Annotated in this window: 27 protein-coding genes, 1 tRNA gene and 1 pseudogene; 15 read left to right on the forward strand and 14 right to left on the reverse strand. The window is 71.4% G+C overall.

The window, feature by feature from the left end; translation table 11 throughout:
- Positions 1-269: 269 nt before the first annotated feature.
- Positions 270-1,655 carry an MdtA/MuxA family multidrug efflux RND transporter periplasmic adaptor subunit gene (locus MKK53_RS13400; protein WP_243929204.1) on the reverse strand — a complete coding sequence of 462 codons (1,386 nt, stop codon included), beginning with the start codon at positions 1,653-1,655 and terminating at the stop codon, positions 270-272.
- Between the two features lie 644 nt (positions 1,656-2,299).
- Between MKK53_RS13400 and MKK53_RS13405 the strand changes: the two genes are divergently transcribed.
- The 4 genes from MKK53_RS13405 to MKK53_RS13420 all read left to right on the forward strand — a co-directional run bounded on the left by MKK53_RS13405 (position 2,300) and on the right by MKK53_RS13420 (position 6,260).
- Positions 2,300-3,445 carry an aminotransferase gene (locus MKK53_RS13405; protein WP_243929205.1) on the forward strand — a complete coding sequence of 382 codons (1,146 nt, stop codon included), beginning with the start codon at positions 2,300-2,302 and terminating at the stop codon, positions 3,443-3,445.
- A gap of 69 nt (positions 3,446-3,514) precedes the next feature.
- Positions 3,515-4,021 carry a DUF4112 domain-containing protein gene (locus MKK53_RS13410; RefSeq protein ID WP_409564324.1) on the forward strand — a complete coding sequence of 169 codons (507 nt, stop codon included), beginning with the start codon at positions 3,515-3,517 and terminating at the stop codon, positions 4,019-4,021.
- A 119-nt stretch (positions 4,022-4,140) separates the two neighbouring features.
- Positions 4,141-5,313, forward strand: coding sequence for an ABC transporter permease (locus MKK53_RS13415; protein WP_409564325.1), 1,173 nt, complete (start codon positions 4,141-4,143; stop codon positions 5,311-5,313).
- Between the two features lie 404 nt (positions 5,314-5,717).
- Positions 5,718-6,260 carry a MucR family transcriptional regulator gene (locus MKK53_RS13420; protein ID WP_243929208.1) on the forward strand — a complete coding sequence of 181 codons (543 nt, stop codon included), beginning with the start codon at positions 5,718-5,720 and terminating at the stop codon, positions 6,258-6,260.
- A gap of 300 nt (positions 6,261-6,560) precedes the next feature.
- On the opposite strand, the gene MKK53_RS13425 is transcribed toward MKK53_RS13420, so the two are convergent.
- Positions 6,561-7,994 (reverse strand): FAD-linked oxidase C-terminal domain-containing protein, encoded by a 1,434-nt coding sequence (locus tag MKK53_RS13425; protein WP_243929209.1) that lies wholly within the window; start codon positions 7,992-7,994, stop codon positions 6,561-6,563.
- A 165-nt stretch (positions 7,995-8,159) separates the two neighbouring features.
- On the opposite strand from MKK53_RS13425, the gene MKK53_RS13430 reads away from it, so the two are divergent.
- Positions 8,160-9,188: an SIS domain-containing protein gene (locus MKK53_RS13430; RefSeq protein WP_243929210.1), complete on the forward strand. Its 1,029-nt coding sequence runs from the start codon at positions 8,160-8,162 to the stop codon at positions 9,186-9,188.
- A 92-nt stretch (positions 9,189-9,280) separates the two neighbouring features.
- Here the strand turns inward: MKK53_RS13430 and MKK53_RS13435 are convergent, their stop codons facing one another.
- The 6 genes and pseudogenes from MKK53_RS13435 to MKK53_RS13460 form a co-directional block, all read right to left on the reverse strand.
- Complete coding sequence (locus MKK53_RS13435; RefSeq protein ID WP_243929211.1) at positions 9,281-9,586, reverse strand: hypothetical protein; 306 nt, start codon at positions 9,584-9,586, stop codon at positions 9,281-9,283.
- Positions 9,583-9,849 (reverse strand): DUF433 domain-containing protein, encoded by a 267-nt coding sequence (locus tag MKK53_RS13440; protein WP_243929212.1) that lies wholly within the window; start codon positions 9,847-9,849, stop codon positions 9,583-9,585. The genes MKK53_RS13435 and MKK53_RS13440 overlap by 4 nt, the downstream gene beginning before the upstream one ends.
- 11 nt (positions 9,850-9,860) lie before the next feature.
- Positions 9,861-10,295: a hypothetical protein gene (locus tag MKK53_RS13445; RefSeq protein WP_243929213.1), complete on the reverse strand. Its 435-nt coding sequence runs from the start codon at positions 10,293-10,295 to the stop codon at positions 9,861-9,863.
- A gap of 111 nt (positions 10,296-10,406) precedes the next feature.
- Entirely contained in the window at positions 10,407-11,162 is a 756-nt protein-coding gene (locus tag MKK53_RS13450) for an SHOCT domain-containing protein (protein ID WP_243929214.1), read from the reverse strand.
- A 64-nt stretch (positions 11,163-11,226) separates the two neighbouring features.
- Complete coding sequence (locus MKK53_RS13455; RefSeq protein WP_243929215.1) at positions 11,227-11,835, reverse strand: nitroreductase family protein; 609 nt, start codon at positions 11,833-11,835, stop codon at positions 11,227-11,229.
- A gap of 76 nt (positions 11,836-11,911) precedes the next feature.
- Positions 11,912-12,208 (reverse strand): annotated as a pseudogene (locus MKK53_RS13460) (GcrA family cell cycle regulator); the annotation flags it as partial.
- Positions 12,209-12,499: 291 nt separating this feature from the next.
- On the opposite strand from MKK53_RS13460, the gene sseA reads away from it, so the two are divergent.
- On the forward strand, positions 12,500-13,342 hold the full coding sequence (gene sseA, locus MKK53_RS13465; protein ID WP_243929217.1) for a 3-mercaptopyruvate sulfurtransferase: 843 nt from the start codon (positions 12,500-12,502) through the stop codon (positions 13,340-13,342).
- A gap of 96 nt (positions 13,343-13,438) precedes the next feature.
- On the opposite strand, the gene MKK53_RS13470 is transcribed toward sseA, so the two are convergent.
- From MKK53_RS13470 to MKK53_RS13485, 4 genes are read right to left on the reverse strand one after another with little or no spacing between them, the layout of a single operon-like run.
- Positions 13,439-14,263 carry an FTR1 family protein gene (locus tag MKK53_RS13470; protein WP_243929218.1) on the reverse strand — a complete coding sequence of 275 codons (825 nt, stop codon included), beginning with the start codon at positions 14,261-14,263 and terminating at the stop codon, positions 13,439-13,441.
- Between the two features lie 33 nt (positions 14,264-14,296).
- A complete protein-coding gene (locus MKK53_RS13475) occupies positions 14,297-15,703 on the reverse strand; it encodes a 4Fe-4S binding protein (protein WP_243929230.1) in 1,407 nt (468 codons plus the stop codon).
- A gap of 38 nt (positions 15,704-15,741) precedes the next feature.
- The gene (locus MKK53_RS13480) at positions 15,742-16,071 is read right to left on the reverse strand and encodes a cupredoxin domain-containing protein (RefSeq protein ID WP_243929219.1); all 330 of its coding nucleotides are present in this window, start codon (positions 16,069-16,071) and stop codon (positions 15,742-15,744) included.
- Between the two features lie 18 nt (positions 16,072-16,089).
- A complete protein-coding gene (locus tag MKK53_RS13485) occupies positions 16,090-16,647 on the reverse strand; it encodes an iron transporter (RefSeq protein ID WP_243929220.1) in 558 nt (185 codons plus the stop codon).
- Between the two features lie 361 nt (positions 16,648-17,008).
- On the opposite strand from MKK53_RS13485, the gene MKK53_RS13490 reads away from it, so the two are divergent.
- The 3 genes from MKK53_RS13490 to MKK53_RS13500 all read left to right on the forward strand — a co-directional run bounded on the left by MKK53_RS13490 (position 17,009) and on the right by MKK53_RS13500 (position 19,893).
- A complete protein-coding gene (locus tag MKK53_RS13490) occupies positions 17,009-19,159 on the forward strand; it encodes a carbohydrate porin (protein ID WP_243929221.1) in 2,151 nt (716 codons plus the stop codon).
- Between the two features lie 85 nt (positions 19,160-19,244).
- Positions 19,245-19,496 (forward strand): AbrB/MazE/SpoVT family DNA-binding domain-containing protein, encoded by a 252-nt coding sequence (locus tag MKK53_RS13495; protein ID WP_243929222.1) that lies wholly within the window; start codon positions 19,245-19,247, stop codon positions 19,494-19,496.
- 7 nt (positions 19,497-19,503) lie between these two features.
- The gene (locus tag MKK53_RS13500; protein WP_243929223.1) at positions 19,504-19,893 is read left to right on the forward strand and encodes a type II toxin-antitoxin system VapC family toxin; all 390 of its coding nucleotides are present in this window, start codon (positions 19,504-19,506) and stop codon (positions 19,891-19,893) included.
- 27 nt (positions 19,894-19,920) lie between these two features.
- On the opposite strand, the gene lipB is transcribed toward MKK53_RS13500, so the two are convergent.
- Complete coding sequence (gene lipB, locus MKK53_RS13505; protein WP_243929224.1) at positions 19,921-20,640, reverse strand: lipoyl(octanoyl) transferase LipB; 720 nt, start codon at positions 20,638-20,640, stop codon at positions 19,921-19,923.
- Positions 20,641-20,660: 20 nt separating this feature from the next.
- Here lipB and MKK53_RS13510 point away from each other — a divergent pair, with 20 nt between their 5' ends.
- The 6 genes from MKK53_RS13510 (at position 20,661) to MKK53_RS13535 (ending at position 24,867) form a co-directional block, all read left to right on the forward strand.
- Entirely contained in the window at positions 20,661-21,014 is a 354-nt protein-coding gene (locus MKK53_RS13510; protein WP_279599022.1) for a FliM/FliN family flagellar motor switch protein, read from the forward strand.
- A gap of 126 nt (positions 21,015-21,140) precedes the next feature.
- Positions 21,141-21,225 (forward strand) — tRNA-Leu (locus tag MKK53_RS13515).
- 461 nt (positions 21,226-21,686) lie between these two features.
- Positions 21,687-22,229, forward strand: coding sequence for a cell wall hydrolase (locus MKK53_RS13520; protein WP_243929225.1), 543 nt, complete (start codon positions 21,687-21,689; stop codon positions 22,227-22,229).
- Positions 22,230-22,318: 89 nt separating this feature from the next.
- Positions 22,319-22,585 carry a DUF6894 family protein gene (locus MKK53_RS13525; protein WP_243929226.1) on the forward strand — a complete coding sequence of 89 codons (267 nt, stop codon included), beginning with the start codon at positions 22,319-22,321 and terminating at the stop codon, positions 22,583-22,585.
- Positions 22,586-23,028: 443 nt separating this feature from the next.
- Positions 23,029-23,541 (forward strand): hypothetical protein, encoded by a 513-nt coding sequence (locus MKK53_RS13530; protein WP_243929227.1) that lies wholly within the window; start codon positions 23,029-23,031, stop codon positions 23,539-23,541.
- Between the two features lie 108 nt (positions 23,542-23,649).
- Positions 23,650-24,867 (forward strand): pyridoxal phosphate-dependent aminotransferase, encoded by a 1,218-nt coding sequence (locus tag MKK53_RS13535; protein WP_243929228.1) that lies wholly within the window; start codon positions 23,650-23,652, stop codon positions 24,865-24,867.
- Between the two features lie 4 nt (positions 24,868-24,871).
- Here MKK53_RS13535 and MKK53_RS13540 read toward each other — a convergent pair whose 3' ends face one another.
- Complete coding sequence (locus MKK53_RS13540; protein WP_243929229.1) at positions 24,872-25,354, reverse strand: hypothetical protein; 483 nt, start codon at positions 25,352-25,354, stop codon at positions 24,872-24,874.
- Between the last annotated feature and the right edge of the window lie 908 nt (positions 25,355-26,262).

Genomic DNA, 26,262 nt, shown 5'->3' on the forward strand with positions numbered 1-26,262 from the left:
CGACGATCAGGATCGCCAGCATCAGCAGCGTGGTGGCGACCGGGCGAAGGATGAACAGGCGGGACGGGTTCATCGCGCGCTCCCCCTCCCCCCCCTGCGGGGGAGGGTGGCCCCCGCGTCAGCGGGGGTCGGGAGAGGGGCAGCGCGACGGTGCAGGGTGAGGCGCCCGGCGCGGCTTCTCCGGCACCGGCGCTCCCCTCTCCCCCCCCGCTGCACGGGGTACCCTCCCCCACAGAGGGGGGAGGGAGGCGTCACGCGGCCCGCGCCCATCACTGCCCCTGCCGGTGCCGTCTGCGCCCGCCCTGCTGCTGCGGCGCGCCCTCGGCGGCGGCCTCCTTCGCCGCGTCGGCGGAAGGCGCCTGCGGGCCGGCGGCCAGCGCCTCCTTGCCGTCCGCCGCGGAGGCCTGCGCGCCCTCGGTGATGCGCACCTTGGCGCCGTCCTTGAGCCGGTCGGTGCCGTCGGTCACGACCCGGTCGCCGGGATTGAGGCCGGAGACCACCACGGTGGCGTTGCCATCTGTCTCGCCGGTCTTGATCGGGCGGACCACGACCTTGCCGTCCCCGTCCATCAGGTAGACGTAGGCGCCGGGGCTTCCGTGCAGGATGCCGCCGTTGGGCACCAGCGTCGCCCCGCGGACCGTGTCCACGGTCAGGCGCGCGTTGACGAACTGGTTCGGGAACAGCTCCTCGTCGCCGTTGTCGAACAGGGCGCGCAGCTTCACCGTGCCGGTGGTCGTGTCGATCTGGTTGTCCACCGTGTCGAGCCGGCCGGTGGCGATCTCGTGGGCGTCGCCCCGGTCGTACGCCCTGACCGTGAGGCTGGCCCCGGACCGGACCCGGCGCATCACCCGGGCGACGTCGTCCTCCGGCAGGGTGAAGACCACCGAGATCGGATGGAGCTGCGTCACCACCACGATCGCCGTGGAGGCGGCCGAGATGTAGTTGCCCTGGTCCACCTGCCGCAGGCCGACCCGCCCGTCCACGGGCGAGGTGATGTGGGTGTAGGCGATGTTGAGCTTCTGCTGATCGACGAGGGCCTGGTCGGCGGCGACCGTGCCCTCGTTCTGCTTCACCAGGGCGGCCTGGGTGTCGACGTTCTGCTTCGAGATCGAATCCTGGCGGTTCAGGGTCTGGTAGCGCTGCAGGTCGAGCTTCGAGTTCTGGAGCACGGCCTGATCCCGGGCGAGCTGGCCCTGGTACTGCGCGAGCAGCGCCTCGTAGGGCCGCGAATCGATCTGCGCCAGGGGATCGCCCGCCTTGACCATCTGGCCCTCGCGGAACTTCACCTCCGTCAGGTAGCCGCTGATCTGCGACTTCACCGTCACGGTGGCCAGCGGCGTCACGGTGCCGAGGCCCTGGAGGACAACCGGCATGTCGCCCGTCGTCACCGCCGCGATGCCCACCGCCTGCGGCATGTCCGGGCTCCCCCGCTTGCCGCCGTGCCGGCCGCCCGCGGCGCCGGAGGCCTGCTCGGTGCCCGTGGCCGTGCGGGCGTCGTACCAGCGGTGCCCCACGGCGCCGAGGCCCGCCAGGATGACGAGGGCCACCAGCCAGCGGATCGGGCGGGCACGGCGCCGCGTGCGCACCGGAGCCTGGATCGGCCCCGGCTCGTAGGCGCGGGCAGTCTCGGTACGGATCGGCGAACTCTCGTTCATTCCCGACTCAAGCACATTCCGGTCGCGTCACCCATCCGCTGTATCGCCGCGTCCGAAGACGCCGGCCGCGGAGGAACGATGCACCGGACCCGGCGCGGCCCACCCCGGCCCTGCGCCCTCCCGGTGACGTCGCCTGGATTAGGCAGTCAATGAGCCTGCACTAGGGCGACGACGTTTCGGGGGTATTGCTGGCCGGGGCCCCATAGGAACGCAGGACGTCGCGAAACGGACCATCCACCGGCAGGGGCGCCAGCGACACCCTGAGGGCCAGCCCGAGGCCGGTGAAGGCCAGGGCGAGACAAACACACCGCATCATCGAGGATCAGCCCGTCGCGAGGCCCGACCGATAGCCCCGGAACATGGAAAGGGCCACCGGCCGACAAGCCGATGGCCCTCTCACTCCAGCCCATGCGGCGCCGCCGGGACAGCGGAGCGAGGGGGCAGAGCCCCGCGGAAAGCGGGTGCCGCCTGGGCCGTGAGGCAAACCTATCCTTCGAGTGATGAATGTCAACATTCGTCAGCCGTCCCGGAGCGTTCGGATAGGGGCGCTGTGCGGGATCACACATTCCCCGTCCGGGCGGCGGCGCGGGGTGGGCGGGCCGCCGCCGTTGCCAGCCGGCGGGAATCGGCCTTACTGCGCCGGGATGAACCCGGTCTTCGCAGAGCTCCCCACCACCGTCTTCGAGACGATGTCGCGGCTCGCCCGCGAGCACGGGGCGGTCAATCTCGGCCAGGGCTTCCCCGACGATCCCGGCCCCGCCGACCTCCGCGAGGCCGGCGCCCGGGCGCTGATCGACGGCCCGAATCAATATCCGCCGATGATGGGCCTGCCGGCCCTGCGCGAGGCCGTGGCCGTGCATTACGCCCGCCACCAGGGGCTCGCCCTCGACCCCGGGACGGAGGTGATGGTGACCTCCGGCGCCACGGAGGCCCTGGCCGGGGCGCTGCTGGCGCTGATCGCGCCGGGGGACGAGGTGGTCCTCTTCGCACCGATGTACGACGCCTACCTCCCGCTGGTGCGCCGGGCCGGCGGGGTGCCGCGGATCGTCAACCTGATGCCCCCCGCCTTCCGGCTCGACGAGGCGGCCCTGGCGGAGGCGTTCTCCGACCGGACGAAGCTCGTGCTGGTCAACACCCCCCTCAACCCGGGCGCGACCCTGTTCGGCCGGGAGGACCTCGCCCTGCTCGCCCGGTTCTGCTGCGCCCACGACGTGATCGCCCTGTGCGACGAGGTGTGGGAGCACGTGGTGTTCGACGGGGCGCGCCATGTGCCGCTGATGGGCCTGCCCGGCATGCGGGAGCGCACGGTGAAGATCGGCTCGGCCGGCAAGATCTTCTCGCTGACCGGGTGGAAGGTCGGCTTCGTCGCCGCCGATGCCCGCCTGATGCGGGTGCTCGCCAAGGCGCACCAGTTCCTCACCTTCACCACCCCGCCGAACCTGCAGGCGGCCGTCGCCCTCGGCCTCGGCAAGGATCCGGCGTGGTTCGCCGCGATGCGGGCCGGCTATGCCCGCTCGCGGGACCGCCTCGCCGCCGGCCTCGCCGAGCGGGGCTTCACGGTGCTGCCGGCGGCGGCGACGTGGTTCCTCAACATCGACATCGCGCCCTTGGGGGCCCGCGACGACGTGGCGTTCTGCGAGGCGCTGGTGAGCCGCCACGGGGTCGCGGCGATCCCCGTGAGCGCGTTCTACCCGGACGGGGCGGTGCGCCACCTCGTGCGCCTATGCTTCGCCAAGGCCGACGCCACCCTGGACGCCGCCCTCGACCGGATGTCCCGCCTCGCGCGCTGAGGGTGCGGGCGCCCGTTCGGGCGCGCCTTGCGGGGAACCGGACCCGCGGCCACATCGTCTCCCATGACCATGACGATCTCCCGCATCCCCCCGCAGGGTCTCCCGCCGAGGGACGTCCCGCCCCAGGCGAAACCCTTCCCCGGCGCCCGGCCCCAGCCGGGGGACGCCGCGTTCACCGCCTTCGACCTCGGCCACGAGGCGAGCCTCGCCCGGCTGGAAACCCTGGCGCACCTGATGGACAGCGCCTTCGTCATCCCCGGCATCAACCGGCGGGTGGGCTTCGACGCGCTGATCGGCCTCGTCCCCCTGGTGGGCGACGTGGCGGGCATGGTGATCTCGTCCTTCATCGTCTACGAGGCCCGCCGGCTCGGCGCCCCGCGCTGGCTGGTCGGCCGGATGGCGCTCAACGTCGCCTTCGACGGGGTGATCGGCGCGGTGCCCCTGGCGGGGGACATCTTCGACGCCGCCTTCAAGGCGAACCGCCGCAACGTCCGCCTGCTGCGCCGCTGGATGGAGCGCACCGGCGGGGTCCGGCCGAACGAGATCGAGGGCACCGCCACACGGATCCCGGACTGAGGCGGATCCCGACGCCGCTTGACATCGGCGCCCCCGGCGGCAAGTCCGCTGGCATGAACGAGGCCGCCCCGCCGCCCCGCGGCACGACCGTCGCCGCGCCCATGCCCGGCGCCCAGCCGATGCCGCTGCGCCCGGACGAGCGGCCCTCCGCCGGCGTGGCGCCGGAGATCGCCGCCCCGCCGGCCGCGCCGGTGATCGGCGGGGGGCTCTCCCCCCTCAACCGGCGGCGGCTCGCCAACTTCCGGGCCAACCGCCTGGGCTCGTGGTCCTTCCTGATCTTCACCGGGCTGTTCGTCCTCAGCCTGTTCGCCGAGCTGATCGCCAACGACCGGCCTATCCTCGTCTCCTACAAGAACGAGTGGCTGGTCCCGGTCCTCGTCGATTATCCGGAGGAGAAGTTCGGCGGCTTCCTCGCCGTGACCGATTACCGCTCGCCGGAGATCCGCAAGGAGATCGCGGAGAACGGCTGGGCCCTCTGGCCGCCGATCCCGTTCTCCTACGACACGATCAACGAGAACCTGCCGACCCCCTCCCCCTCGCCGCCGACCTGGATGCTCTCCGACGCCCAGTGCCGGCCCGTGGCGGAACGGGCCGGCGGCACCACCTGCGCCGACATCCCCTGGCACTGGCTCGGCACCGACAACACCACCCGCGACGTGCTCGCCCGGGTGATCTACGGATTCCGCATCTCCGTGCTGTTCGGGCTGATCCTCGCCGCGGTCTCGTCCGCCATCGGCGTGCTCGCCGGGGCGGTGCAAGGCTATTTCGGCGGATGGGTCGATCTCGCCTTCCAGCGCTTCATCGAAGTCTGGGGCGGGATCCCGACCCTCTACCTGATCATCATCATCTCGGCCTTCATCGCCCCGGGCTTCTTCGTGCTGCTCGGCATCATGCTGCTGTTCTCGTGGGTGGCGCTGGTGAGCGTGGTGCGCGCCGAGTTCCTGAGGGCGCGCAACTTCGAATACGTGCGCGCGGCGCGGGCGCTGGGCCTGTCCAACGTGCGGATCATGCGCGTCCACCTTTTGCCCAACGCCATGGTGGCGACGCTGACCTTCATGCCGTTCATCCTCAACGGCTCGATCACCACCCTCACCTCCCTCGACTTCCTCGGCTTCGGCCTGCCCCCCGGCTCGCCCTCCCTCGGCGAGCTGCTGGCCCAGGGGAAGGACAACCTCACCGCCCCGTGGCTCGGCCTGACCGGGTTCGCGGTGATCGCCGCCATGCTCAGCCTGCTGGTCTTCGCGGGCGAGGCGGTGCGAGACGCGTTCGACCCCCGCAAGACCTTCGCTTGACGGCGTTTCAGGCGGCCCAATGGGCCATAATGCCGCATCGCACAAATGCGCCGGCGACCGGCCCGATTGCGCGCAATCGGACCCTCCCGGGCAAATACAACTTTTAGTGGATGCCCCAGGCAAGTCCCGGCCTGAGCGGCGGCCTTTCAGCCCGCGGTAACGGTCTCTTTTCTCAGCAGAAAACTCTTTCCCCTACGGCCTGAACATTCGCGAGGCGCCACCTGCCGAAATATCCGGCCTGTTCGGAGGCAAGGCGTCGGCGGATGCCACTGCCGCAAAGGAACTGTGCGTAAACTATCAACCGAGCACAGGTCACATTCACAAAACACCTTGCTTTTTTCTCCAATCCTCATAATTCGACGCCGAGGGGCCATTTCATCAGAAAACGAACGAGGGTATCACGGATGTCTGAAACCGCGCCGACATCGCAACTCGACTATATCGAACGCACCGTTGACGTGGTCGCGGCCTATGTCTCGAACAATTCCGTCCCCACCGCCGAGCTGCCGATGCTGATCGCCAGCGTCCACGAAGCCCTCAACCGGGTCGCCTCCGGCCCCGTCGCGCAGACGACGGAATCCGTCGAGAAGCCCAGCCCCGCCCAGGTCCGCAAGTCGATCCGCCCCGATGGCCTGATCAGCTTCATCGACGGCAAGTCGTACAAGACGCTGAAGCGCCACCTGACCAAACACGGCCTCGACCCGCATAGCTACCGGGAGCGCTACGGCCTGCCGGCGGATTACCCGACCACTTCCGCGAACTACTCCGCCCAGCGCTCCGCCCTGGCCAAGAGCCTCGGCCTGGGCCAGCCGGGCCGGTCCGGGCAGGCGGCCGACGTCGCCGACGAGCCGGAGGAGGAGGCGAGCCCCGCCCCGCGCACCCGCCGCAAGGCCGCGACCGCGGTCGCCAAGGGCCGTTCCAGCCGCAAGACGGCCGAGGCCGAGTAATACTATAGACCACGGCGATCCGCCGATGTGCAGCGTGGCCGGCGCCCCCCTCGCCGGCCATGCCGCACCGACGGGCGCACCGGACGTTCCATAGCAGCGGCGGGACGAGCGAAGCTTGCCCGACCGCATCCCTGGCCGGGGCGAGCCCCGTTTCCAGCTCACGCTGCGATCAGCGACAGTACTCTCCCCGCCGTTCTTCTGCCCCCGCCCCGGCCGCTCGTCCGACCGGGACCACAACCTGGGGTTAGAATTGCGCGGGACGGGTTGCCCGCCCGGCCCCCGGCGAGGGCGAGGGTCGGATCAGGCCGCGATCCGCCCGTCCAGGGGGAAGACCTTGGCGGGGTTCAGCATCCAGTCGGGGTCGAACACCGCCTTCACTCGCATCTGCTGCTCCAGGTCTTCCTGGGCGTACTGGAAGCGCATCAGGTCGCGCTTCTCGATGCCGACGCCGTGCTCGCCGGTGAGGCAGCCACCGACCTCGACGCAGAGCTTCAGGATCTCGTCGCCCGCGGCCTCCGCTTTCTGCAGCTCGCCCGGCTTGTTGATGTCGAACAGGATCAGCGGGTGCAGGTTGCCGTCGCCGGCATGGAACACGTTGGCGACGCGCAGGCCGTGGCCGGCGCAGATGGCGCCGATCCGCTCCAGCACCGGCCCGAGCTGGCCGGTGGGGATGGTGCCGTCCATGCAGATGTAGTCCGAGATGCGGCCCGTGGCGCCGAAGGCGGATTTCCGGCCCTTCCAGATCGCGGCCGACTCCGCCTCGGAGCGAGAGACGCGGACGCTGGTCGGCCGGAAGTCGGCGGCGATGGCCTCGATCCGCCCGAGCATGGCGTCGCACTCGGCTTGCGAGCCCTCGACCTCGATGATCAGCATCGCCTCGGCGTCGCGGGGATAGCCCGCCTGGGCGAAGTCCTCCGTGATGAGGATCGCCTCCCGGTCCATGTATTCGATGGCCACGGGGATGATGCCGGCGGCGATGATGGCCGCGACGCAATCCCCCGCATCCTCGACCTTCGAGAAGCCGACGAGGACCGGCCGCGCCCCCTCCGCCGCCCGCAGGATCCGCACGGTCGCCTCGGTGACGATGCCGAGCTGCCCCTCCGAGCCGCAGACGAGGCCGAGCAGGTCGTAGCCCGCCGCATCGAGGTGGTCGCCGCCGAGTTCGACCACCGTGCCGTCGTTCATCACCAGGGTGACGCCCATCAGGTTGTTGGTCGTCACGCCGTATTTCAGGCAGTGGGCGCCGCCGGAATTCATGGCGATGTTGCCCGCGATGGTGCAGGCGAGCTGGCTCGACGGGTCGGGGGCGTAGAAGAAGCCCTCGTGGGCGACCGCGCCGGAGATGGCGAGGTTGGTGATGCCGCTCTGCACCCGGGCCACCCGGTCGGCGAAGTTCAGGTCGAGGATCCGCGTCATCTTGGCGGTGCCGAGGATGATCGCGTCCCCCTGCGCGATGGCGCCCCCCGCCAGCGACGTGCCGGCCCCGCGCGGGACGACCCGCACGCCGTGTGCGTGGCAATAGGCCATCACCTTGGAGACCTCCTTCGTGGTGGAGGGGAGGACGACGGCGAGGGGCATCTGCCGGTAGGCGGTGAGGCCGTCCGTCTCGAAGGCCCGGCGCTCGTCCTCCGAGGTGATCAGCGCCTCGGCGGCCACCAGGGGCGCGAGGCCGGCGATGATCTCGTCCCGGCGGGCGAGGACGGTGGGGTCGGGGTCGGGGAAGCGGATGGTCATGGAGGCCCTCGGTTGGCGAGGTGGTCTGGCGTGGCGCCATCATGCACCCGCACGGAGCCGGGCTCAACGGCGGGCCCCGGGTCACAATCCGGCCACGGGGCGGTCCTAAGCGTCGCGCTTCCGAGGCGTGGACCCCTGGACCGTCTCGCACCGACACGGAACGCCATGACGCCTTCGGCCGCGCCCGCCCTCTTCGACGACGCCTTCGACCCCGCCGTCGCCCGCGACGCCGAGGGCGCGCGCGAACTCGGGTTGCGCAGCCTCACCCTCGGCGTCAGCGCCCTGCAGGAGGTGGCCGCCGCCTTCGGCGGCGCCCTGGGCCAGGCCTTCGAGCGCGCCGTGGAGACGATCCTCGGCACCGAGGGGCGCGTCATCGTCAGCGGCATCGGCAAGAGCGGCCATGTCGGGCGCAAGCTCGCGGCGACGCTGGCCTCCACCGGCACCCACGCCTTCTTCGTCCACCCGACGGAGGCGAGCCACGGCGACCTCGGGATGATCGCCCGCGACGACGTGATCCTCGCCCTGTCCTGGTCCGGCGAGACGGCGGAGCTGTCCGACCTCGTGGGCTTCTCCCGGCGCTACTCGATCCCGCTGATCGCGGTGACGCGCAACGCCGCCAGCACCCTCGGCAAGGCCGCGGACGTGGTGCTGGAGCTGCCGCGGGTGCGCGAATCCTGCCCGCACGACCTCGCGCCGACCTCCTCCAGCCTGATCCAGCTGGCGCTGGGCGACGCCCTGGCGGTGACGCTGCTGGAGCGGCGGGGCTTCACCTCGGCCCGCTTCCACACCCTGCATCCGGGCGGAACGCTCGCCGCCCGCCTGAAGACGGTGCAGCACCTGATGCACGGGGGCGCGGAGATGCCCCTGGTGCAGGAGGACGCGCTGATGTCCGAGGTGCTGATCGAGATGGCAGCCCGCCGCTACGGCTGCGTCGGCGTCACCGGCCCGGACGGGCGCCTCGTCGGCATCGTCACCGACGGCGACCTTCGCCGCCACATGGGCCCGGCGATCCTCGCCACCCCCGTCCACGCGGTGATGACCCGCGACCCGATCACGGTCGAGCCCTACAAGCTCGCCCATGCCGCGCTGGAGGTGATGAACCGGAAGCTCATCACAGCGGTCTTCGCCGTCGCCGACGGCCGGCCGGTGGGCATCCTGCACATCCACGACCTGCTCCGCGCCGGCATCGCCTGACGGCCCTACAGCGTGCCGATGCGCGTACTGGTCATCGGCAGCTCGAACATGGAGCCGGGCTGTGCCCGCTCCGCGAAGGTTTCGATCCCGCGTCATAAGGCGAGAACACGCTCGGCCTGCTTGACGAGCGGCGCCTTGTAGAGCCCTGCCGACAAGAAGAAGCCGATCAGCCGTGAGGCGCGAAAGGCATTGAACTCGGCCTTGTTGCGGCGGATGCGCCGATCCCCCGACAGGACGACCCATCGCCCCTCGCGGCTCAGACCCGGGATCCAGTGCAGGTCCGTCACGCCCGTCCCGAAGCGGGACCGGATGTCGGTGATCTCGTGTTCGCCCGCGAACAGGGCATCGAGTGCCCGGGTGAGGGCAGGCGAAAGGTTCTCGTCGACGATCACCTTCACGCGGCGCGCAGGGACTCTTCGAATCGCACCGCATCGCGGACGACGCCCACGGCGACGTCGTAGAGACGCGCCACGCGCTCGGCCGAGCCCTCTGCCGCGACGGCATCGGCGAGGGCCACGGTCGGCACCCCTGTCTCTGCGGCGATCGGCTGGCCGAAGGATCGCCGTGGGTCGATGACGATCGTGTCCCGGCCCTGATAGGGCCGCCAGCGGGTCACCACGTCGCCTTCGAGGTCGAGGTCACGGAAGGTCCGCTCCAGCACGGCCTTGATGACTACTGCCCCCGCTTCAAGTCGAGCACCTCGCTCCCTCCGTCCGCCTTGAGGCTTTCCAGGAAGATCGTTCGCCCGTCCGTCTTGAAGCGCCGGGTGGAGAACGGCCGCGGATCGTCCACGGCCTCCCGCGCCGCCTCGAGACAGCCGCGGACGACGCGCAGATCGACATTCTCACGCACGAATGCGTGGACGAAACGCAACTCGATCAGATCACGAAATCCGAGTTCGAGCCTGTCGTCGTTCGCCGGCAGTTCGGGGGTCCAGAGTGGCGGCATCCGGCGCGGCTCGCCGCCGGATCCGTAGGCGTAACCGCCGAGCCACCGGTTGATGGTGCGGGCCGGCATCCGGATCAGACGCGCGGCTTCGGGGACGGTGTAGAAACCGATCCCGAGGGCGGGGGCCTCCTGGGCCGCGTGAGCCGAGCGCAACACCATTTCGCGCGGTATCCTAGGCACCGTCGATGGACGACGCCACCGGAAACGCCCGAGGGCTCGCCCACACCCACCCGCCGCTGTGGATGGTCGTCCCCCCGCCGCCGCGGGCGGTCAGAGCCGCGCCAGCAGCTCCGCCTTCTTGTTCTGGAACTCCACGCTGGTGAGCACGCCGCGGGCGTGCAGGTCGGCGAGGCGTTCGATCGTCGCCAGGACGTCCCCCGACGCGACCGGGGGTGCCGGCTCCGGCGGCCGGGGCGACGGCGAGGGCACGGCCGGCGCCTCCGCCCCGACCCGGCTCAGCCGGTCGAGGGCGACGGGCCCCGCCGCGCCGGAAAAGCGCACCAGGCCGTTCGATTGCGACACGCCGGAAATCTCGTGCCCCGCGGTATCGTAGACGACGACGCCCGAGCCCTCATCGATGGCCAGGCGCCGGCTCTCGGGGAAATAGGCGTAGCGCATCCCGTCCTGCGACCCGGTGGAGGAGGGGCGCCCGAGGCCGCCCGGCCACCACTCGCCCGCGCCCACCGGCCGGCCCGCGGACGAGGTGGAGGCGTAGCCCTCGGCGGGCAGCGTGGCGGCGAGCTCCGTGCAGAGGGCCGCGACCTTGGACTTCAGGGCGTCGTCGAACATGCGGCCGACCATCGTCATGCCGCCGGAGGTCCACTGGCCCAGGCCCCCGAGATCCGGATGGTCGAACTGCGCCATCCGCCCGTGGCCCCGCTCCAGGGCGCGCAGGAGGTGGCGCACCGCATCGAGGCTGACGCCGTGGCGGTCGGCCACCGTCTGGAGGCCCGAGGCGTGATCGAACCCGCCGCCGTCGAGGAAGCCGCCCTCGGCCTGTGATCCGGTCTCGCCCAGTCGCGTCATGGCTGCCCCCAGGATGGTCTGAAGTGTCGATAACACGGACACGGGTGCGCCCGCTCCGCGGGGATCACTCCGCATCGGCGGGGAACGGGCCGGCGAGCACGAAATCGGTGATCGGCCGGCGCCCGTTCGGCGCCTCGCGGGGGCGCTGCTCCTCGGTGAGCTCGGCCTCCGGCGTCTTGCGCCCGACGGCGAAGGCGGCCTCGATCCGGTGATGCTCCGGCAGCCGCAGCACGCCGGGGGCGCGGGCATGGTCGAACCCGGTCATGCCGTGGGCGTGCCAGCCCTGGCGCACCGCCTGGAGCTGGAAGGCCAGGGAGGCGGCGCCCGTGTCGAAGGAATGGCTGTAGGACGGCTTCAGCTCGTCCCCGACCCGCATGCGGGCGTTGGAGACGAGGAACAGGATCGCCCCCGTCTCGGCCACCCAGCGCTGGTTGCCGGGCACGAGGAGGTCGAAGAACGTCTGCCAGTGGGCGTCGCCCCTGAGGGCATAGAGGAAGCGCCAGGGCTGCGAGTTGTAGCCCGAGGGCGACCAGCGGGCCGCCTCGATCATCCGCATCAGCTCGGCTTCCGGCACCGCCTCGCCGGTGAAGGCCCGGGGCGAATGCCGCTCGATGAAGAGGGGATCGATGGCGTGGTCGGGCTGGCGGGGCTGGGGCTGGGTCACGGCTCGCATCTCCGGTCGGTCCGCGCGGGCGGGCGGCGCGGACCATGCCCGAGGCAGGCCGCGCGAGGCAACCGCCGCGCTTGGCTCAGCGGATGCGGCCGGGCCGGGCCGGCTCGAACACGATGCGGCGATGGAAGGCGCACCAGCTCTTCCCGTCCTGCACCGGCGCCCCGCAGCAGATCGCCTGATCGCTCGGCTCGCCGATGATGTACTTGCAGACGAACGCGCCCGACTGGGCGAAGGGCACGCGCAGATCCTCGGAGGGCTCCTTGATGCCCTCGGCATCGCCGATCTGCGACATGCGGACGAGTTGGTTCATCGGTCGGGTCCTGAATGGCGGCCGCGGGGGCGCCCCTGTCTGGAAAAGGTGAAACGCCCTGCCGCCACGGAAGGCTGCGGGCCGTCCTGCGGGTCACGCAGCGTCCCGAACCCCCGCGTTGGAGCCGGTCGCGGACCGGCGCAGAGCTGTCATGGTAATGTCGTAGCTGGGGTCCATTGCCTTGAAAACAAGTGCGTCCTGCGCCCCACGCAATTGACCACAGTGACGGGTGCGTAGCTGACCGCGCCCGGATGACGGATCCGGCCCGCCGCGGCGCGGAGGCCGCGTCCCCCGCGTGCATCCCGCCGCCCCGTGTGATTTGTTCGGCGGAACGCCCTCAGCACGGAACCGACCATGACGCACCAGCCCCTCGTGACGCCCGCTTGGCTGTTCGAGCGTCTCACCGCGCCGGACATCGTGGTCCTCGACGCCTCGTGGTACCTGCCCGCCGCCGGCCGCGACCCGGAGGCCGAGTACGCCGCCGCGCATATCCCCGGCGCCGTCCGCTTCGACCTCGACGCGATGAGCGACACCGAATCGCCCCTGCCGCACATGCTGCCCCGGCCGGAGGTGTTCGCCTCGCGGATGCGCGCGCTCGGCATCGGCGACGGGCAGCAGGTGGTGGTCTATGACGGCCAGGGCCTGTTCTCGGCCCCCCGCGTCTGGTGGATGCTGAAGACCTTCGGGATGCGCGACGCCCTGGTCCTCGACGGCGGCCTGCCCGCCTGGGTCGCCGCCGGCTACCCGACCGAGGACGGGGAGGCCCAGCCGCGGACGCGCCGGCATTTCACCGCCCGCCTGGATCACGGGGCGGTGGCCGACGCGGCCGACGTCGCCCGCGCCCTGGAGACAAGCTCGGCCCAGGTGGTCGATGCCCGCTCAGGCCCCCGCTTCCGGGGCGAGGAGGCCGAGCCCCGCCCCGGCGTGCGCCCCGGCCACATGCCCGGCGCGAAGAATGTCCACTACGCCGCGCTTCAGCGCGACGGGCGGATGAAGAGCCCGGAGGAGCTGGCGGAGGTGTTTTCCGCCAACGGGGTCGATCCGGCCCGCCCGGTGGTGACCACCTGCGGCTCGGGGGTGACCGCCGCCATCGTCGGCCTCGCCCTGGAGACGATGGGCCACCCGATCCGGGGGCTCTACGACGGCTCGTGGTCGGAATGGGGGGCGGATACGTCCCGCCCGGTGGCGAAGGGCTGAACGGGGGCGTCCCAGAACCCTCCCCGTCGTTGCGAGCGAAGCCGAAGCAATGACGGGGTTGGCGACCGCGGACGGCGGGCCGCGTCTCGTTTCCCCCTACGCCGTCCGCACGGCCCGGCGCTTGTCGGCGGAGGCCCATTGCATCAGCACCACCATCACCACGATGGTGGCGATGTAGATGGCGAGCTGCAGGGCGGTGGGGCGGTCGGTGTAGCCGACGAGGGCGTGCAGCACCCGGCCCGTCCACGAATTCTCGGCGATCAGCCCCGAGCTGTTCCACACCGTGTGGCCGAGGATGTCGACCACGCCGGCATTGGCCAGGAACTGCGCCGCCTGGGAGGCGAGGCCCGCCGCCAGGAAGGTGATCAGCACGCTGGTGACGGTGAAGACGTAGCGCGCGGGGATCGAGGCGAGGCCGAGATAGCTCACCGCCGACAGGAGCACCCCCGTGCCGACGCCGGCGAGCGCCCCGAACTGGATGTCGGCCCCCGACGTACCCGAGGCCACGAGGCCGTAGAGGAACAGCACCAGCTCCGCCCCCTCGCGCAGGATCGCCGCGCCGACGACGATGGCGAGCGCCGCCGCCTCGCGCTGGCCGCTGCGGACCGCCTCGCCCGCCGCGCGCAGCTCGCCGGCCATTTCGCGGCCGTGCTTGCTCATCCAGGTGTTGTGCCAGATCAGCAGCAGCACGGCGACGATCAGCACCGCCGCGTTCAAGAGGTCCTGCCCGCTGCCCTCGAAGGCGTCGGAGATCCTCTCCGCGAACAGGGCCACCAGGGCCGCGCCGCCGAGCCCGCCCGCCACGCCGAGCAGCACCCAACGCATCCGGCCGGGGATGCCCCGCGTCGCCGCGAGCACGATGGAGATGATGAGGCCCGCCTCGATGACCTCGCGGAAGGCGATGACGAAGGCACCGATCATGATGGGTTTTCCCGAATGCGCGCGGGACCCGCGCTACCAGATCCAGAACAGCAGCACCCAGTTGGCGACCGAGACGGCCGCCGCGCAGGCGATGCAGGCACAGGCCGCGGCCCGGCGAAGGCCCCCGGCCGAGAGCCCCGCGACCCGCCACGCGAGCCACGCGCTCCACAGGGCCGCCCCGGCCAGGAGGGCGGCGCGGGCCTCGGCGACGTAGGGCACGACGATCCCGTCGCCCCGCAGGAACGTCACCGTCAGCGCCGAGAGGCCGAGGAAGATGCCGCACCCGGCGATCGGGATCAGCGCCTGCGTCAGGTGGTGGAAGCGCCGGAGCGAGAACGGCCCGAGCACCCGGGCCGCCAGCGCCACCAGGGCCCCGAGGCCGAGGCCGAGGCCGACCGTCGCCGCGCCGATATAGGCCAGCAGCATCGCCCCATCGAGGAGCGTCATCACGTCGTTCCTGTCGGGGTAGTTCGTCAGCACGAACCAGGGGGCCGAGGCCTCGAGCGGCCATGTCGTGCCGCGCTCGATCAGCCACGTCGCCGCCGCCTGCTTCATGTCGAGGAACCACGGGCTCGACGACCACTGGAACGCGCCCACCGCCAGCCCGAGCATCCCGAACAGGATCAGGCTGGTCTGCTCCCAGGACGGCTGGTCGCCGGCCACGTGGACGATCTCGTGGTTGGGGGAGCGCAGGGCGAGGCGCACCGCCCCCCGGTGGCCGGAGCAGCGCCCGCACATGTGGCAGGCCCCGGCCCCGCGCATGGTCTTCACCGGCACGAGGGGCGCGCAGTTGAAGCTCGCCGAGCCCCCGGCCGGCTTGGGCGAGGCCGCCCAGGCGCCCCGGTCGACCTGGAAGCTCAGGGGGGCGAGCTTCGAGAGCACGGCGAACACGCCGTTGACCGGGCAGAGGTAGCGGCACCACACCCGCTTGTTGCGCCCGTAGAGCAGGCCGACGACGATGGCCGCCAGCGTCGAGCCGCCCAGCACGGCGAGCACCGGCTTCGGGTAGCCGTAGACGCTCGTCATCTGCCCGTAGACCGTGGTGCCGGCGAAGGCGAGGAACGGCCAGCCGCTCCAGGTGATCCAGCGCGGCACCGCGTAGCCCCGGCTCCAGCGGCTCGCCGCCTCCGTGAGGGCGCCCTCGGGGCAGAACACCCCGCACCAGACCCGGCCGACCAGCACCATGCTCACCAGCACGAAGGGCCACCAGATGCCCCAGAAGGCGAATTGCGCCGCCAGCGTCAGGTTGGTCCAGATGTGCTGGGCGTTGTCCGGCAGGGGCAGGAAGGCGGGCACCGCCACCAGCACCGCGTAGACCGCCACCACGATCCACTGCACCGCGCGGATGGCGCCGGCATGGGCGCGCAGCCAATCGCCGAAGCGGGCGATGACGGCATCGCGCGCGCCCGCGCGGGCCGGGGCCGCCGCCCCGCCCGCCAGCGCCAGATCGACGCCCACGGATGCGCCCGCCCTGTTCCTCACTTGGCGACCAGCTTGGCCTTGGCCTCCGGATGGAAGTCGTCGAACACGTCGTAGCTGCCGGGGTCGAGCGTCCGGAACACGATTCCGGAGGTGGAGCCGGCGGCCAGGGCCTTCTCACGCTTCAGTTCCAGGCTCTCGAACTCCACCGGCGACTGGCCGGTGTTCGCGATCTCCAGCTTGAAGCGGGTGTTGGCCGGCACCTCGATGAGCGCGGGCAGGATCACCCCGTCGCGCATCTCCACCTTGATCACCGGCATGTCGTCGGCACGCGCGGCGGCGCCCGCGGAGAGCGAGAGGAGGGCGGCGGCGGCGAATCGGGCGATCACGGGAATCGTCGTCCTTCTTCAGTAGGCGCCCTTCTTGCCGGTGCCGGCGAAGGTGAAGTCCTGGGTCATGTCGAAGGCCTCGAACCACGGGCCGACGCCGGTCTCCTTGTCGACGTGGCGGCCGAAATGGCTACCCTTGCCGGGGGGCGCGACGGAGACGGTGATCCGGTAGCGGCCCGGCCCGAACAGCTTGACGTTGTCGCCGTAATGGGGGCCGTCGTTGGCCACCATCGGCATCAGGGCGCCCTCGACCTTCTGGCCGGTGGCCTTGTCCCCGTCGAGCTTCACCAGGGTGAAGCGCACGTCGAGGGCGGGGACGAAATCGCCCTCGGCGAAGCCGTTGCGGTTGTCCTTGGCGGCGCGGATGTCCGTCTCCAGATGGATGTCGGACTGGGCGGCCGGGCGCATCATGTCCGGCGGGTCCATCTCGATCGGCTGGAGGTAGACGGCCGCGACCTCCAGGCCGTTCTTGGTCAGGTGCGGGCCGATCGGCACCTCCTTGGCGGAGGCGGCGGTGGCGGCCGCCAGCAGGGCTGAGGCGGCGAGGGCGAGTCGGAGGGAGGCGGTGGCGGGCATGGCTCCGCCACATAAGCCGCCCCGGGCGAAGTTCAAAGTCCCTCCTTGCACAATCAAATCATAACAGTTCTAAACAAGACATCGATTTGAAGATGTCGCGATGGCCCGCTTAGAATTGCTAAAGACTTCATCTCTTGTGGAGATGTGATAAGCGTATCCCCCTCCGCTGTGGCATGCCGTCACGAGGCGCATCCCTCGCCTGGGGATCGAGGGAATCCGTCACCGCACCGTCGCATTGTGTCGCCGATGATCGGCGGCGGCAGTGCGCGCGGAGGCGGCCGCGCGGAGGTGCCTTGCCATCCCCGAACGGCGACGCTACGGACATCGATTATAGCAAATGCTATATCCAAGGAACCTGACGATGGGCATGCAGGGGGCGACCGCATCCCGGATCCGCGCGGCGGCCTCGTCCGTGGGACGGGGCGCGCACCTGCGCCGGGTCCTGTTCGGCCTCGCCCTCGCCAGCCCGGCCGCCGCCCCGGCCGCCGACCTCGCCGCGCCCCCGGCGGCGGGGGCCTTCGCCGACTGGTCCGGCCCCTATCTCGGGCTGGAGGGCAGCGCGGGCGGCGCGTACGGCGCCTACACGTTCGCCCCGTCCACCGTGGGCGGCCAAACGGTCCCCGCCTTCAAGAGCGGTGATTCGACCGGCCGGAGCGACCGGGGGCGCGACGCCACCACGGCCGTGGGCGGCGCCTATGCCGGCTGGAACTGGCAGAACGGGCCGTGGCTCTACGGCATCGAGGCCGCCCTCGACGCGGCGAACCTGAAGCGCCCGGTCCCCTCCACCATCGCCGGCTTCGGCTACGAGGGGGTGGACCCGGCCTTCGACGTGATCCGCGCCAAGACCGACGTCTACGGCACCCTGCGCGGCCGGCTCGGCTACAGCTTCGACCGCTACCTCGTCTACGCCACCTTCGGCCTCGCGGGGGCCAACGCCCGGGTGCTCGCCAATTATCCCGACCTCGGCACGGGGGGCCTCGCCACCGCGAGGGCCAACCTCGGCTATCTCGGCTTCACCCTGGGGGCGGGCGTGCAATACGCCGTCTCCGACACCCTCGCCCTCGGGATCGACTACCGCTACATCGACCTCGGGGAGGGCGGGCGCTTCCCGCTGGGGGCCGTGCCCGGCCTCGGCCCGGTGACGAGCCGGGCGAGCTTCACCTCCAACCAGATGTTCCTGCGGCTGATGTGGTTTCCGGGGGGCCTGAAGGTGCCCGCGGACCCGGACGAGACCGCCCCGCACGACCCCGACACCGCCACCTCGGACCGCTTCTCCCTCCACGGGCAGACCACGCTGATCGCCCAGGGGGTGCCCGGCTTCCGCTCCCCCTATCTCGGCGAGCAGAGCCTGATCCCCCATCAGGCCCGGCAGACCACGACGGCGACGGTCTTCCTCGGGTTCAAGCTCGCGGAGGGGACGGAGCTCTACTACAACCCCGAATTCAGCCAGGGCTTCGGCCTGTCGCGGACGCTCGGCGTCGCCGGCTTCGTCAACGGCGAGGCGCAGAAGGCCGGCGCCCCGTTCCCGAAGCTCCGCTCCAACCGCTACTACGTCAAGCAGACGATCGGCCTCGGCGGCGAGACCGTGGAGGTGCCCGACGGGCCGAACCAGGTGGCGACCCGCTACGATGCCGAGCGCATCACCCTGATCGCGGGCAAGTTCGCACTCGGCGACTTCTTCGACGGGAACGTCTACGCCCACGACCCGCGGGTGGACTTCTTCAACTGGTCGCTCTGGGCGGCCTCGGCCTGGGACTTCCCGGCCAACCTCCCCGGCTTCACGCAAGGCGTCTACGCCGAGTACAACCGGCCGGACTTCGCCGTGCGGGCCGCCTACACCCAGGTGCCCAAGGAGCCTTCGAGCGACGTGCTCGACCCGCGGGTGTTCCGCCGCGCCGGGCTCAACATTGAGTTCGAGGAGCGCCACGTCCTGCCGGTCCTCGACCAGCCGGGCAAGGTCCGCATCGGCCTGTTCTCGAACGAGGGCAATTCGGCCAACTACCGCGACGTGGTGACCCTGACCCAGCTCGGGGCCTTCGGCGACATCAACGACGCCGTGGCGGCGACCCGGCGCCCGCGCCGGAAGAGCGGCGGCTACATCAACCTGGAGCAGGCGCTGACGCCGGAACTCGGCCTGTTCGCCCGGGCCAGCGTCGGCGACGGGCGCACCGAGAACATCTCCTTCACCGACATCGACCAGAGCGTGTCGGGCGGCCTCTCCCTGAAGGGCAAGGCCTGGGACCGTCCGGACGACACGGTGGGCCTCGGCGCGGCGATGAACGGCCTCTCGCCCTCCCACCGGGCCGCCTTCGCCAACGGCTATTACGGCCTGCTGATCGGCGACGGCCAGCTCCGCTACGGCTCCGAGCGGGCGATCGAGACCTATTACGCCATGAACCTGACGAAGTTCGTGACCCTGACCTTCGATTACCAGTTCATCGACAACCCCGCCTACAACCGCGACCGGGGCCCGGCGCACTTCTTCGCCTCCCGGCTCCACGCGGATTTCTGAACCGGGGCGGGCTCCGCCGTGACAGGCCGGGGGTCGCCTGCCATCATGCCGAACCGGTTGAGAGATCAGGGCTTCGAGGGCGGCGATGTCGCAACGTCGGACGATCCAGGTGGCGGAGGATGGGGGGATGAGCCTCCCGGCCGACATCCGTCGCGTCCTGGGCCTGAGCGGCGCCGGCCGCATCGTCCTCATGCAGGACGAAGACGGGATCCACCTCACGACGGCCGAGGACTCCCTGCGGCGCGTGCGGGAGCTGGCCGCCCTGTTCCGCAGGGCGTCCGGCTCGGTCGTGGACGAGTTCCTCGCGGAGCGCCGCGCCGACAATGCCGAGGATTGAGGACGGCGTGCCCGGCCCTGTGCTCGACGCCTCCGCCTTGCTGGCCGCGATCTTCGACGAGGCCGGGGCCGACCGGGTCGCAGAGCATCTCCCAGGCGCGACGTTGTCGGCCGTCAACCTCGCCGAAGTCCTGGCGAAGCTGTGTGACCTGGGCATGCCAGACGGCACCATCGCGGCGATCATCGAAGGGCTGCAGCTGACGATCCTGCCCTGCGATGCCGCGCATGCCCGGGAAACCGCGCGCCTCCGCCGGCTGACGCGATCCGCCGGCCTCTCCCTCGGCGACCGGGCCTGCCTCGCCACGGCGAGCCTGGGTGGGACGACGGCCCTCAGCGCCGACAGGGCCTGGGCGCGCCTGCCCGCCGAGGCCGGGGTGCAGGTGGAATGGGTGCGCTGAGGGCGGCGCGCCGCCGCCGGGCTCGCCCTAGCCCGCCTCCTCCGCGACCGTCGCCCCGAACACCGCCTCGAACGCGGCGCGCAGCTGCATGTCGACCTCTGCCATGCTCACCGGCAGGCCGAGGTCCACGAGGCTCGTGACGCCGTGCTCGCGCACGCCGCAGGGCACGATGCCGGTGAAATGGCCGAGGTCGGGCTCGACGTTCAGGCTGATGCCGTGGAAGCTCACCCAGCGGCGCACCCGGATGCCGATGGCGGCGATCTTGTCCTCGACGGCCGCGCCCTTCTCCGGCCGCCGCACCCACACGCCGACCCGGTCCTCCCGGCGCTCGGCGCGGACGTTGAAGGCATCGAGCGTGGCGATGAGCCATGCCTCCAGGCTCGCCACATAGGCGCGCAGGTCCGGGTTGCGGCGGGTGAGGTCGAGCATCACGTAGGCGACCCGCTGGCCGGGGCCGTGATAGGTGTACTGGCCGCCCCGGCCGCTCGGGAAGACGGGGAAGCGCTCCGGCGCGACGAGGTCCTCCGCCCGGGCCGAGGTGCCCGCCGTGTAGAGCGGCGGATGCTCCAGCAACCAGACGCATTCCCGCGCCTGCCCCGCCGCGATGGCCGCCGCCCGCGCCTCCATCCAGGCCACCGCCTCGGGGTAGCCCACGGGCGCGTCGCTCACCCGCCACGCGACGGGGGGCGCGCCCGGGCTGGGCAGGAAGGCGGCCGGAGTGACCGCGAGGCGGGCGGCGTTTACCAAGACTTCACCATCAGCGAGGGATGGTCTCACAATCATTCCCGGTGAACGGTGGCAAGGTCGGCGTGGGCGCGGGCGTGTTCGAGACCCTGAAGGTCGATCTCACCGTCGTGCTCGGCCGGGCGCGGATGCCGCTGCACATGCTGCTGCGCATGGGCCGCGGCGCGGTCATCGCCCTCGACGCCTCGGATTCCGACATGGTCGAGATCCTGGCCAACGACCACCCCGTCGCCCGGGGCCAGATCGTCGTGACCGGCGACCGCATCTCCATCGAGGTGACGGAGCTGATCCGGAAGGAGGCCGCGATCATCGACCCCACCGTCACCATCGGCGACGGGGCGGCGGCGTTCCTGGACGACGGGCCCCTGGCCGCCTGACGGGGCCGGCGAACATTCGCTTGTCGGGGCGGAAGCGATCTGGTATCGCCTGCCGCGCCGGACGAAACGGCGCCCTCCGGGGCGCGCGACGACGGTGTTTCGGACAGAACGCAGTCCTGTCCAAATGCGGCCATGGCGGAATTGGTAGACGCGCTAGCTTGAGGTGCTAGTCCCGCGAGGGGTGGAGGTTCGAGTCCTCTTGGCCGCACCAACCTGATCTCTGTTGCAGATCGAGGGGTTGGTGCCAGACGACGGCCCCGTGACGACCGCGCTGTCACACAGCGGTGTCACGGATGGCCCTGACGACAATACGTTCCCGGACATAGCCGAGGCCCGGCCCGGACCACGCGAGGCAGCGGACACCGCTCGGCCGCGTGGGACGGCCGAAGGGCGCGACGTTTTCCCTGCTTGTGGCTGACGACTTCGCCGGGGCGCGGCGCAAGCCTAGCCCGCGGCGCGGACGACCCGGGCGCGCGGGCGGCGACTCCGCAGAACACGCCTACCGGTTGCACACACCGCCACATCCTCGCCCAGAAGTGACGCTTACGCTTGGCCGCGTGAGGGACGCCGGGGCCATCTCGCTGTGAGGCGGGGCCCCGCATCTCCCCGCCAGGAGGAAAGCGGAGCGGCATGCGGAGTATTGGGGCGACGTCATCGACAGCGTGGATCGGAATGCTGCTCCTGGGCGCCGGATTGAGTGCCTGCAATACGATGGACCCCACGGCCACCGGCGCGATCGCCGGCCAGAAAGGCCCCCTGCTCGTCAGCGACACCGAGCGCGATTGCCTCGGGCGCGCCATGTATTTCGAGTCCAAGCGGGACGACGCCGAGGGCCTGCTCGCCGTCGGCACGGTCGTGATGAACCGGCTGGAGGCCGCGATGTTTCCGGGCGGCATCTGTGCCGTCGTCGGCCAGCCGGGCCAGTTCGCGACCGGCGTGCTCACGAAGCCGATGCGGGAGAAGGACCTCGATAAGATCGCCGAGGTGACCGATGCGGTACTGGCGGGCGAGCGGCACCCCAAGGTGGGGAAGGCCATGTACTTCCATACCGCCGGCTACCGCTTCCACTACGGCAACATGCACTACGTGGCCGCCGCGGGGGGCAACGTGTTTTACGAGAAGACGCGCACCAAGTTACCCGCGACGCAGATCGCGACACCGTTCGCGTCTTCGCAGGTCGCCACCGCCGTGGCCGAGCCGTCGGCGGGCCAGTAGCCCGCCCCCCGGATCGCGGAGCCGGTGAGACACCCTCGCCCGGTGGCGCTAAGGAAGGCCGGGGGGACGAGGCCGAGGGCTGAAGACGCATGCCACGCTACTTCTTCCACACCCATATCGGCGACGACGTGGTGGTCGACCCCGACGGGCGCGAGCTGGACGACGCCGACGCGGCCTGGGAGGCGGCCAAGGTGCTGGCGGTGCAATTGCTCCAGGGGGCCGCCGCGGACCCCGAGTTGCTCCGGGCGGTGCTCTTCGTCGCCGATGAGGCCGGCGAGATCGTGCTGGAATTCCCCCTGACGGACGCGCTGGCCGCCGAGCCGATGCCGAGCCCGGAGGACGGGACGATCCACTGAGGCCACCCCGCCCGGCCGAACCGGCCCCGCGAACGGGCCGAAGAGCGGACACCCGCCGCCCGCACCGTCGCGGGATCGACAAACAACGCGATGGTGTTCCGGGCATTCCCGCCAGAACAGACGCGCGCGGCAGCCCAGGCGCGGCGCCTCGACGGACCGCGCCCCTGCAACGGCCCCCGACTTCCCGGGACGAAGGCGGGAGATGCCTGACCGCGGCGGCCCGGTTCATGAAGCTGTTTGAGTGTTGAAGCAGGCCGCTCCAGAATAGGTGCAGAGTGGCCATCGAATGTGGACGATTGATTTATTTTCACCGCTCCAGACGTAGACCGCTTGATTTCGCGCAAGCTTTTCTGCAACCTTTCTCACGGCACCATTCCGGCTGTGCGGCGCCCCACGCTCCGAAAGCGCGGATTTCAACCCCGATTATCGAGATCATCCTGTCCATGCGCCACCCTCGCGTGCGGCGTCCGTTCATCGTCGAATCCCGTGGGAGCTCCCGCGACGGCAACTCCGTCGCGATCCCCAAGCGGGTTCCGCCCTCTCCCCAGCTCCAGTCGAAGATAGCGTCCGAGTCGGTGCGGCTCGTCTTCGATCCCTGGGCCGCGGTGTCGGCCCCGTCCGAGCCCACGGCGGCGGCGCGGCGGATCCTTCCCAACATCATGGCGCCGCCGGAGCCGGACCCCTTGGAGCCCGAGGCCATGGCCCCGCCCCGGGAGGCCGCCCTGCCACGCGTCCGGCGGGCGAAGCCCCGGGCCGCCGTCGCCGCGCCCCGCCCGGCCGCCCTCGCGGAGGCACCGGCCGCCACCCCGCCCCGCCCGGTGGCGATCGCCGAGCCGGCGCGCGACACCGCCGCCCCGCCTTCCCTGCGCCCGTCGCTGCGGACCGACCGCTCGGGCCGGGCTGCGCTGCCGGCCGGCCAGCGCTGGAAGGCCCGGCTGCCGCGGGCCTGCTGGTAGGGCGTCCGGCCCGCCGGAACGGGCGGGCCCGGTTGCGCGCCGCCGGGAATCCCGGCACGGCCTCCCCGTGGCGCGCCCCCCGCGCCGAACGGGAGCCTCCCCCCACCCATGGATCGATCGGTCCCTTCGCCCCAATCCCCCTCGCCCCAATCCCTGGCCCCCGCCGGAGCCGGCCTCCTGTCGCCGCGGATGCAGGGCATCCGCATGAGCCAGATCGGCCTCGTGGCCGACCGGGGCCGGGACGATCCCGATGTGGTGAAGCTGTGGATCGGCGAGGGCGACCTGCCGACGCCGCCCTTCATCGTGGAGGCGGCGCACCGGGCGATGCTGGCCGGGCACACCCGCTACGCCACCTCCCTGGGCCTGCCCCGCCTGCGCGAGGCGCTCGGCGCCTACCATGCGCGCCACTGGGGGGTTGAGATCCCGCCCGACCGCTTCGCCGTCACGGCGGGCGGCATGAACGCGGTGATGCAGGCGGCCCAGGCCCTGCTGGAGCCCGGCGACGAGATCGTCATCCCCTCCCCCGCCTGGCCGAACCTCGCCGAGGCGGTGCGGGTGACGGGGGGCGTGCCGGTCAGCGTGCCCTACCGGGTCGATGCGGAGGGCCGGTTCTCCCTGCCGCTGGCCGACATCGAGGCCGTGCTCACCCCGCGGACAAGGGTGATCATGGTGAACTCGCCCTCGAACCCCACCGGCTGGATCATGCCGCTGGAGGAGATGGTGGCCCTGCGCGACCTCGCCCGGGAGCGGGGGCTGTGGATCCTCGCGGACGAGGTCTACGCGCATTTCACCTACGGCGGGTCGATCGCCCCGTCCTTCCTGCAGATCTGCACGGAGCACGACCGGCTGATCGTCGCCAACACCTTCTCGAAGAACTGGGCGATGACCGGTTGGCGGGCCGGATGGCTGATCTACCCGAAGGGTCTCGACGGGACCTTCGCCAAGCTCGGCCAGTACAACACCACCTCGATCCCGACCTTCGTGCAGCACGCCGCCATCGTCGCCCTGGACGAGGGGGACGGGTTCATCCGCACCATGGTGGAGCGCTGCGCCGCGGCGCGGACGATCCTGATCGACGGGCTGACGCGGCTGCCGGGCGCGGCCATCGCCCCGCCGGAGGGGGCGTTCTACCTCATGGCCCGTCTGGTGGAGGGCGAGGCGAGCCTTCCCCTCGCCTTCCGGCTCCTGGACGAGGCGAAGGTGGGCGTGGCGCCCGGCACCGCCTTCGGCCCCGAGGGGGAGGGCTTCGTGCGGATGTGCTACGCGATCAGCCCCGGCCTCGCCCGCGAGGCCGTCCGGCGCCTCACCGCCGTGCTCGGGCGCTGACGCCTCAGGGCGCGGGAAGCCGCAGCACCCGCGGGCGCCAGATGCCCAGCGCCACGTTGGCCGTCGCCACGGCCAGCAGCACCCACAGCGTGTTGCGCTCCGGACCGATCGTGGCGGCCAGCGCCGCCGGGTCGAGCCGCCCGGCGAGGGCGGCGGCGCTCATCGCCGCCTCGCGCTGCATCGGCCCCTGGATGTAGACGAAGCCGCCCTCGAACATCAGCACGCCGGTGGCGAGCTTCAGCCACGCCCAGCCGGCGATCCGGTAGACCGGGTGCAGGGCCATGGCCAGCAGGCCGGCGACCAGCACGAGGGCCAGCGAGGGCAGGAAGATCCACGTCGCCACCGCGCCCATCGCCCCGCGGATGAGCGCGTAGCCGGCAAGGGATGAAGGCGGCGGCGCCACCGAGAACATCACGAGGAGCGCGGCCATGGCGCCCATGAGGCCGATCGAGCCCATCGTGTGCAGGAACTTGAGCAGCCGCCGCATGGGATCCGGCTCCGGTCGCCATCCTCACCTCGGTTGCCGAACGCCGCCGGCAAACGAAAAGCACCTTCACCCGTCCGCGTGATGCGGCGCAATCCCGCGATGCGCGATGCTGGGACGCGGCCCGCCCCCCCGGGTCGCCTCGCTGCGCCCGCGATGACGGAGCGGGACACCCGAACCGCCACCGTCTTTGCGAGCGGAGCGAAGCAATCCAGCAGCGCCACGCCGGCAGACGCCACGCCGCCCTGGGTCGCTTCGCTGCGCTCGCGATGACGGAGCGGGACACTTGAACCGCCACCGTCTTTGCGAGCGCAGCGAAGCAATCCAGCAGCGCCACGCCGGCAGACGCCCCGCCACCCTGGGTCGTTTCGCTGCGCTCGCGATGACGGAGCGGGACACTTGAACCACCACCGTCTTTGCGAGCGGAGCGAAGCAATCCAGGCACGCGCCACCTGCGAAAACGTCCCGCTGCCCTGGGTCGCTTCGCTGCGCTCGCGATGACGAAGCGGGACACCCGAACCGCTATCGTCTTTGCGCGCGAAGCGACGCCATCCAGGGACGCGCCGCCTTCGACAACGTCCCGCCACCCTGGGTAGCTTCGCTGCGCTCGCGATGACGAAGCGGGACACCCGAACCGCCACCGTCTTTGAGAGCGGAGCGCAGCGACCCCGGGCCGCGGGACGTTGTCGCAGTTGGTGCGTCCCTGGATTGCTTCGCCCCGCTCGCAAAGACGGTGGCGGTTTGGGGGTCCCTCTTCGTCATCCCGAGCGCAGCGAAGCGCCCCAGCGGGGCGGGACGTTGCCGGAGGGGCGGAGGCCCTGGCTGGCGCCGCTTCTCCGGCAAAGGCGAGGTCGGTCGGGGGTTCGCGCTGCGTCCGCGCGTCACCACCGAACTGACCCGGCGGCTCGGGG

The organism is Methylobacterium sp. J-076 (assembly GCF_022829405.1).
GTDB lineage: Bacteria > Pseudomonadota > Alphaproteobacteria > Rhizobiales > Beijerinckiaceae > Methylobacterium.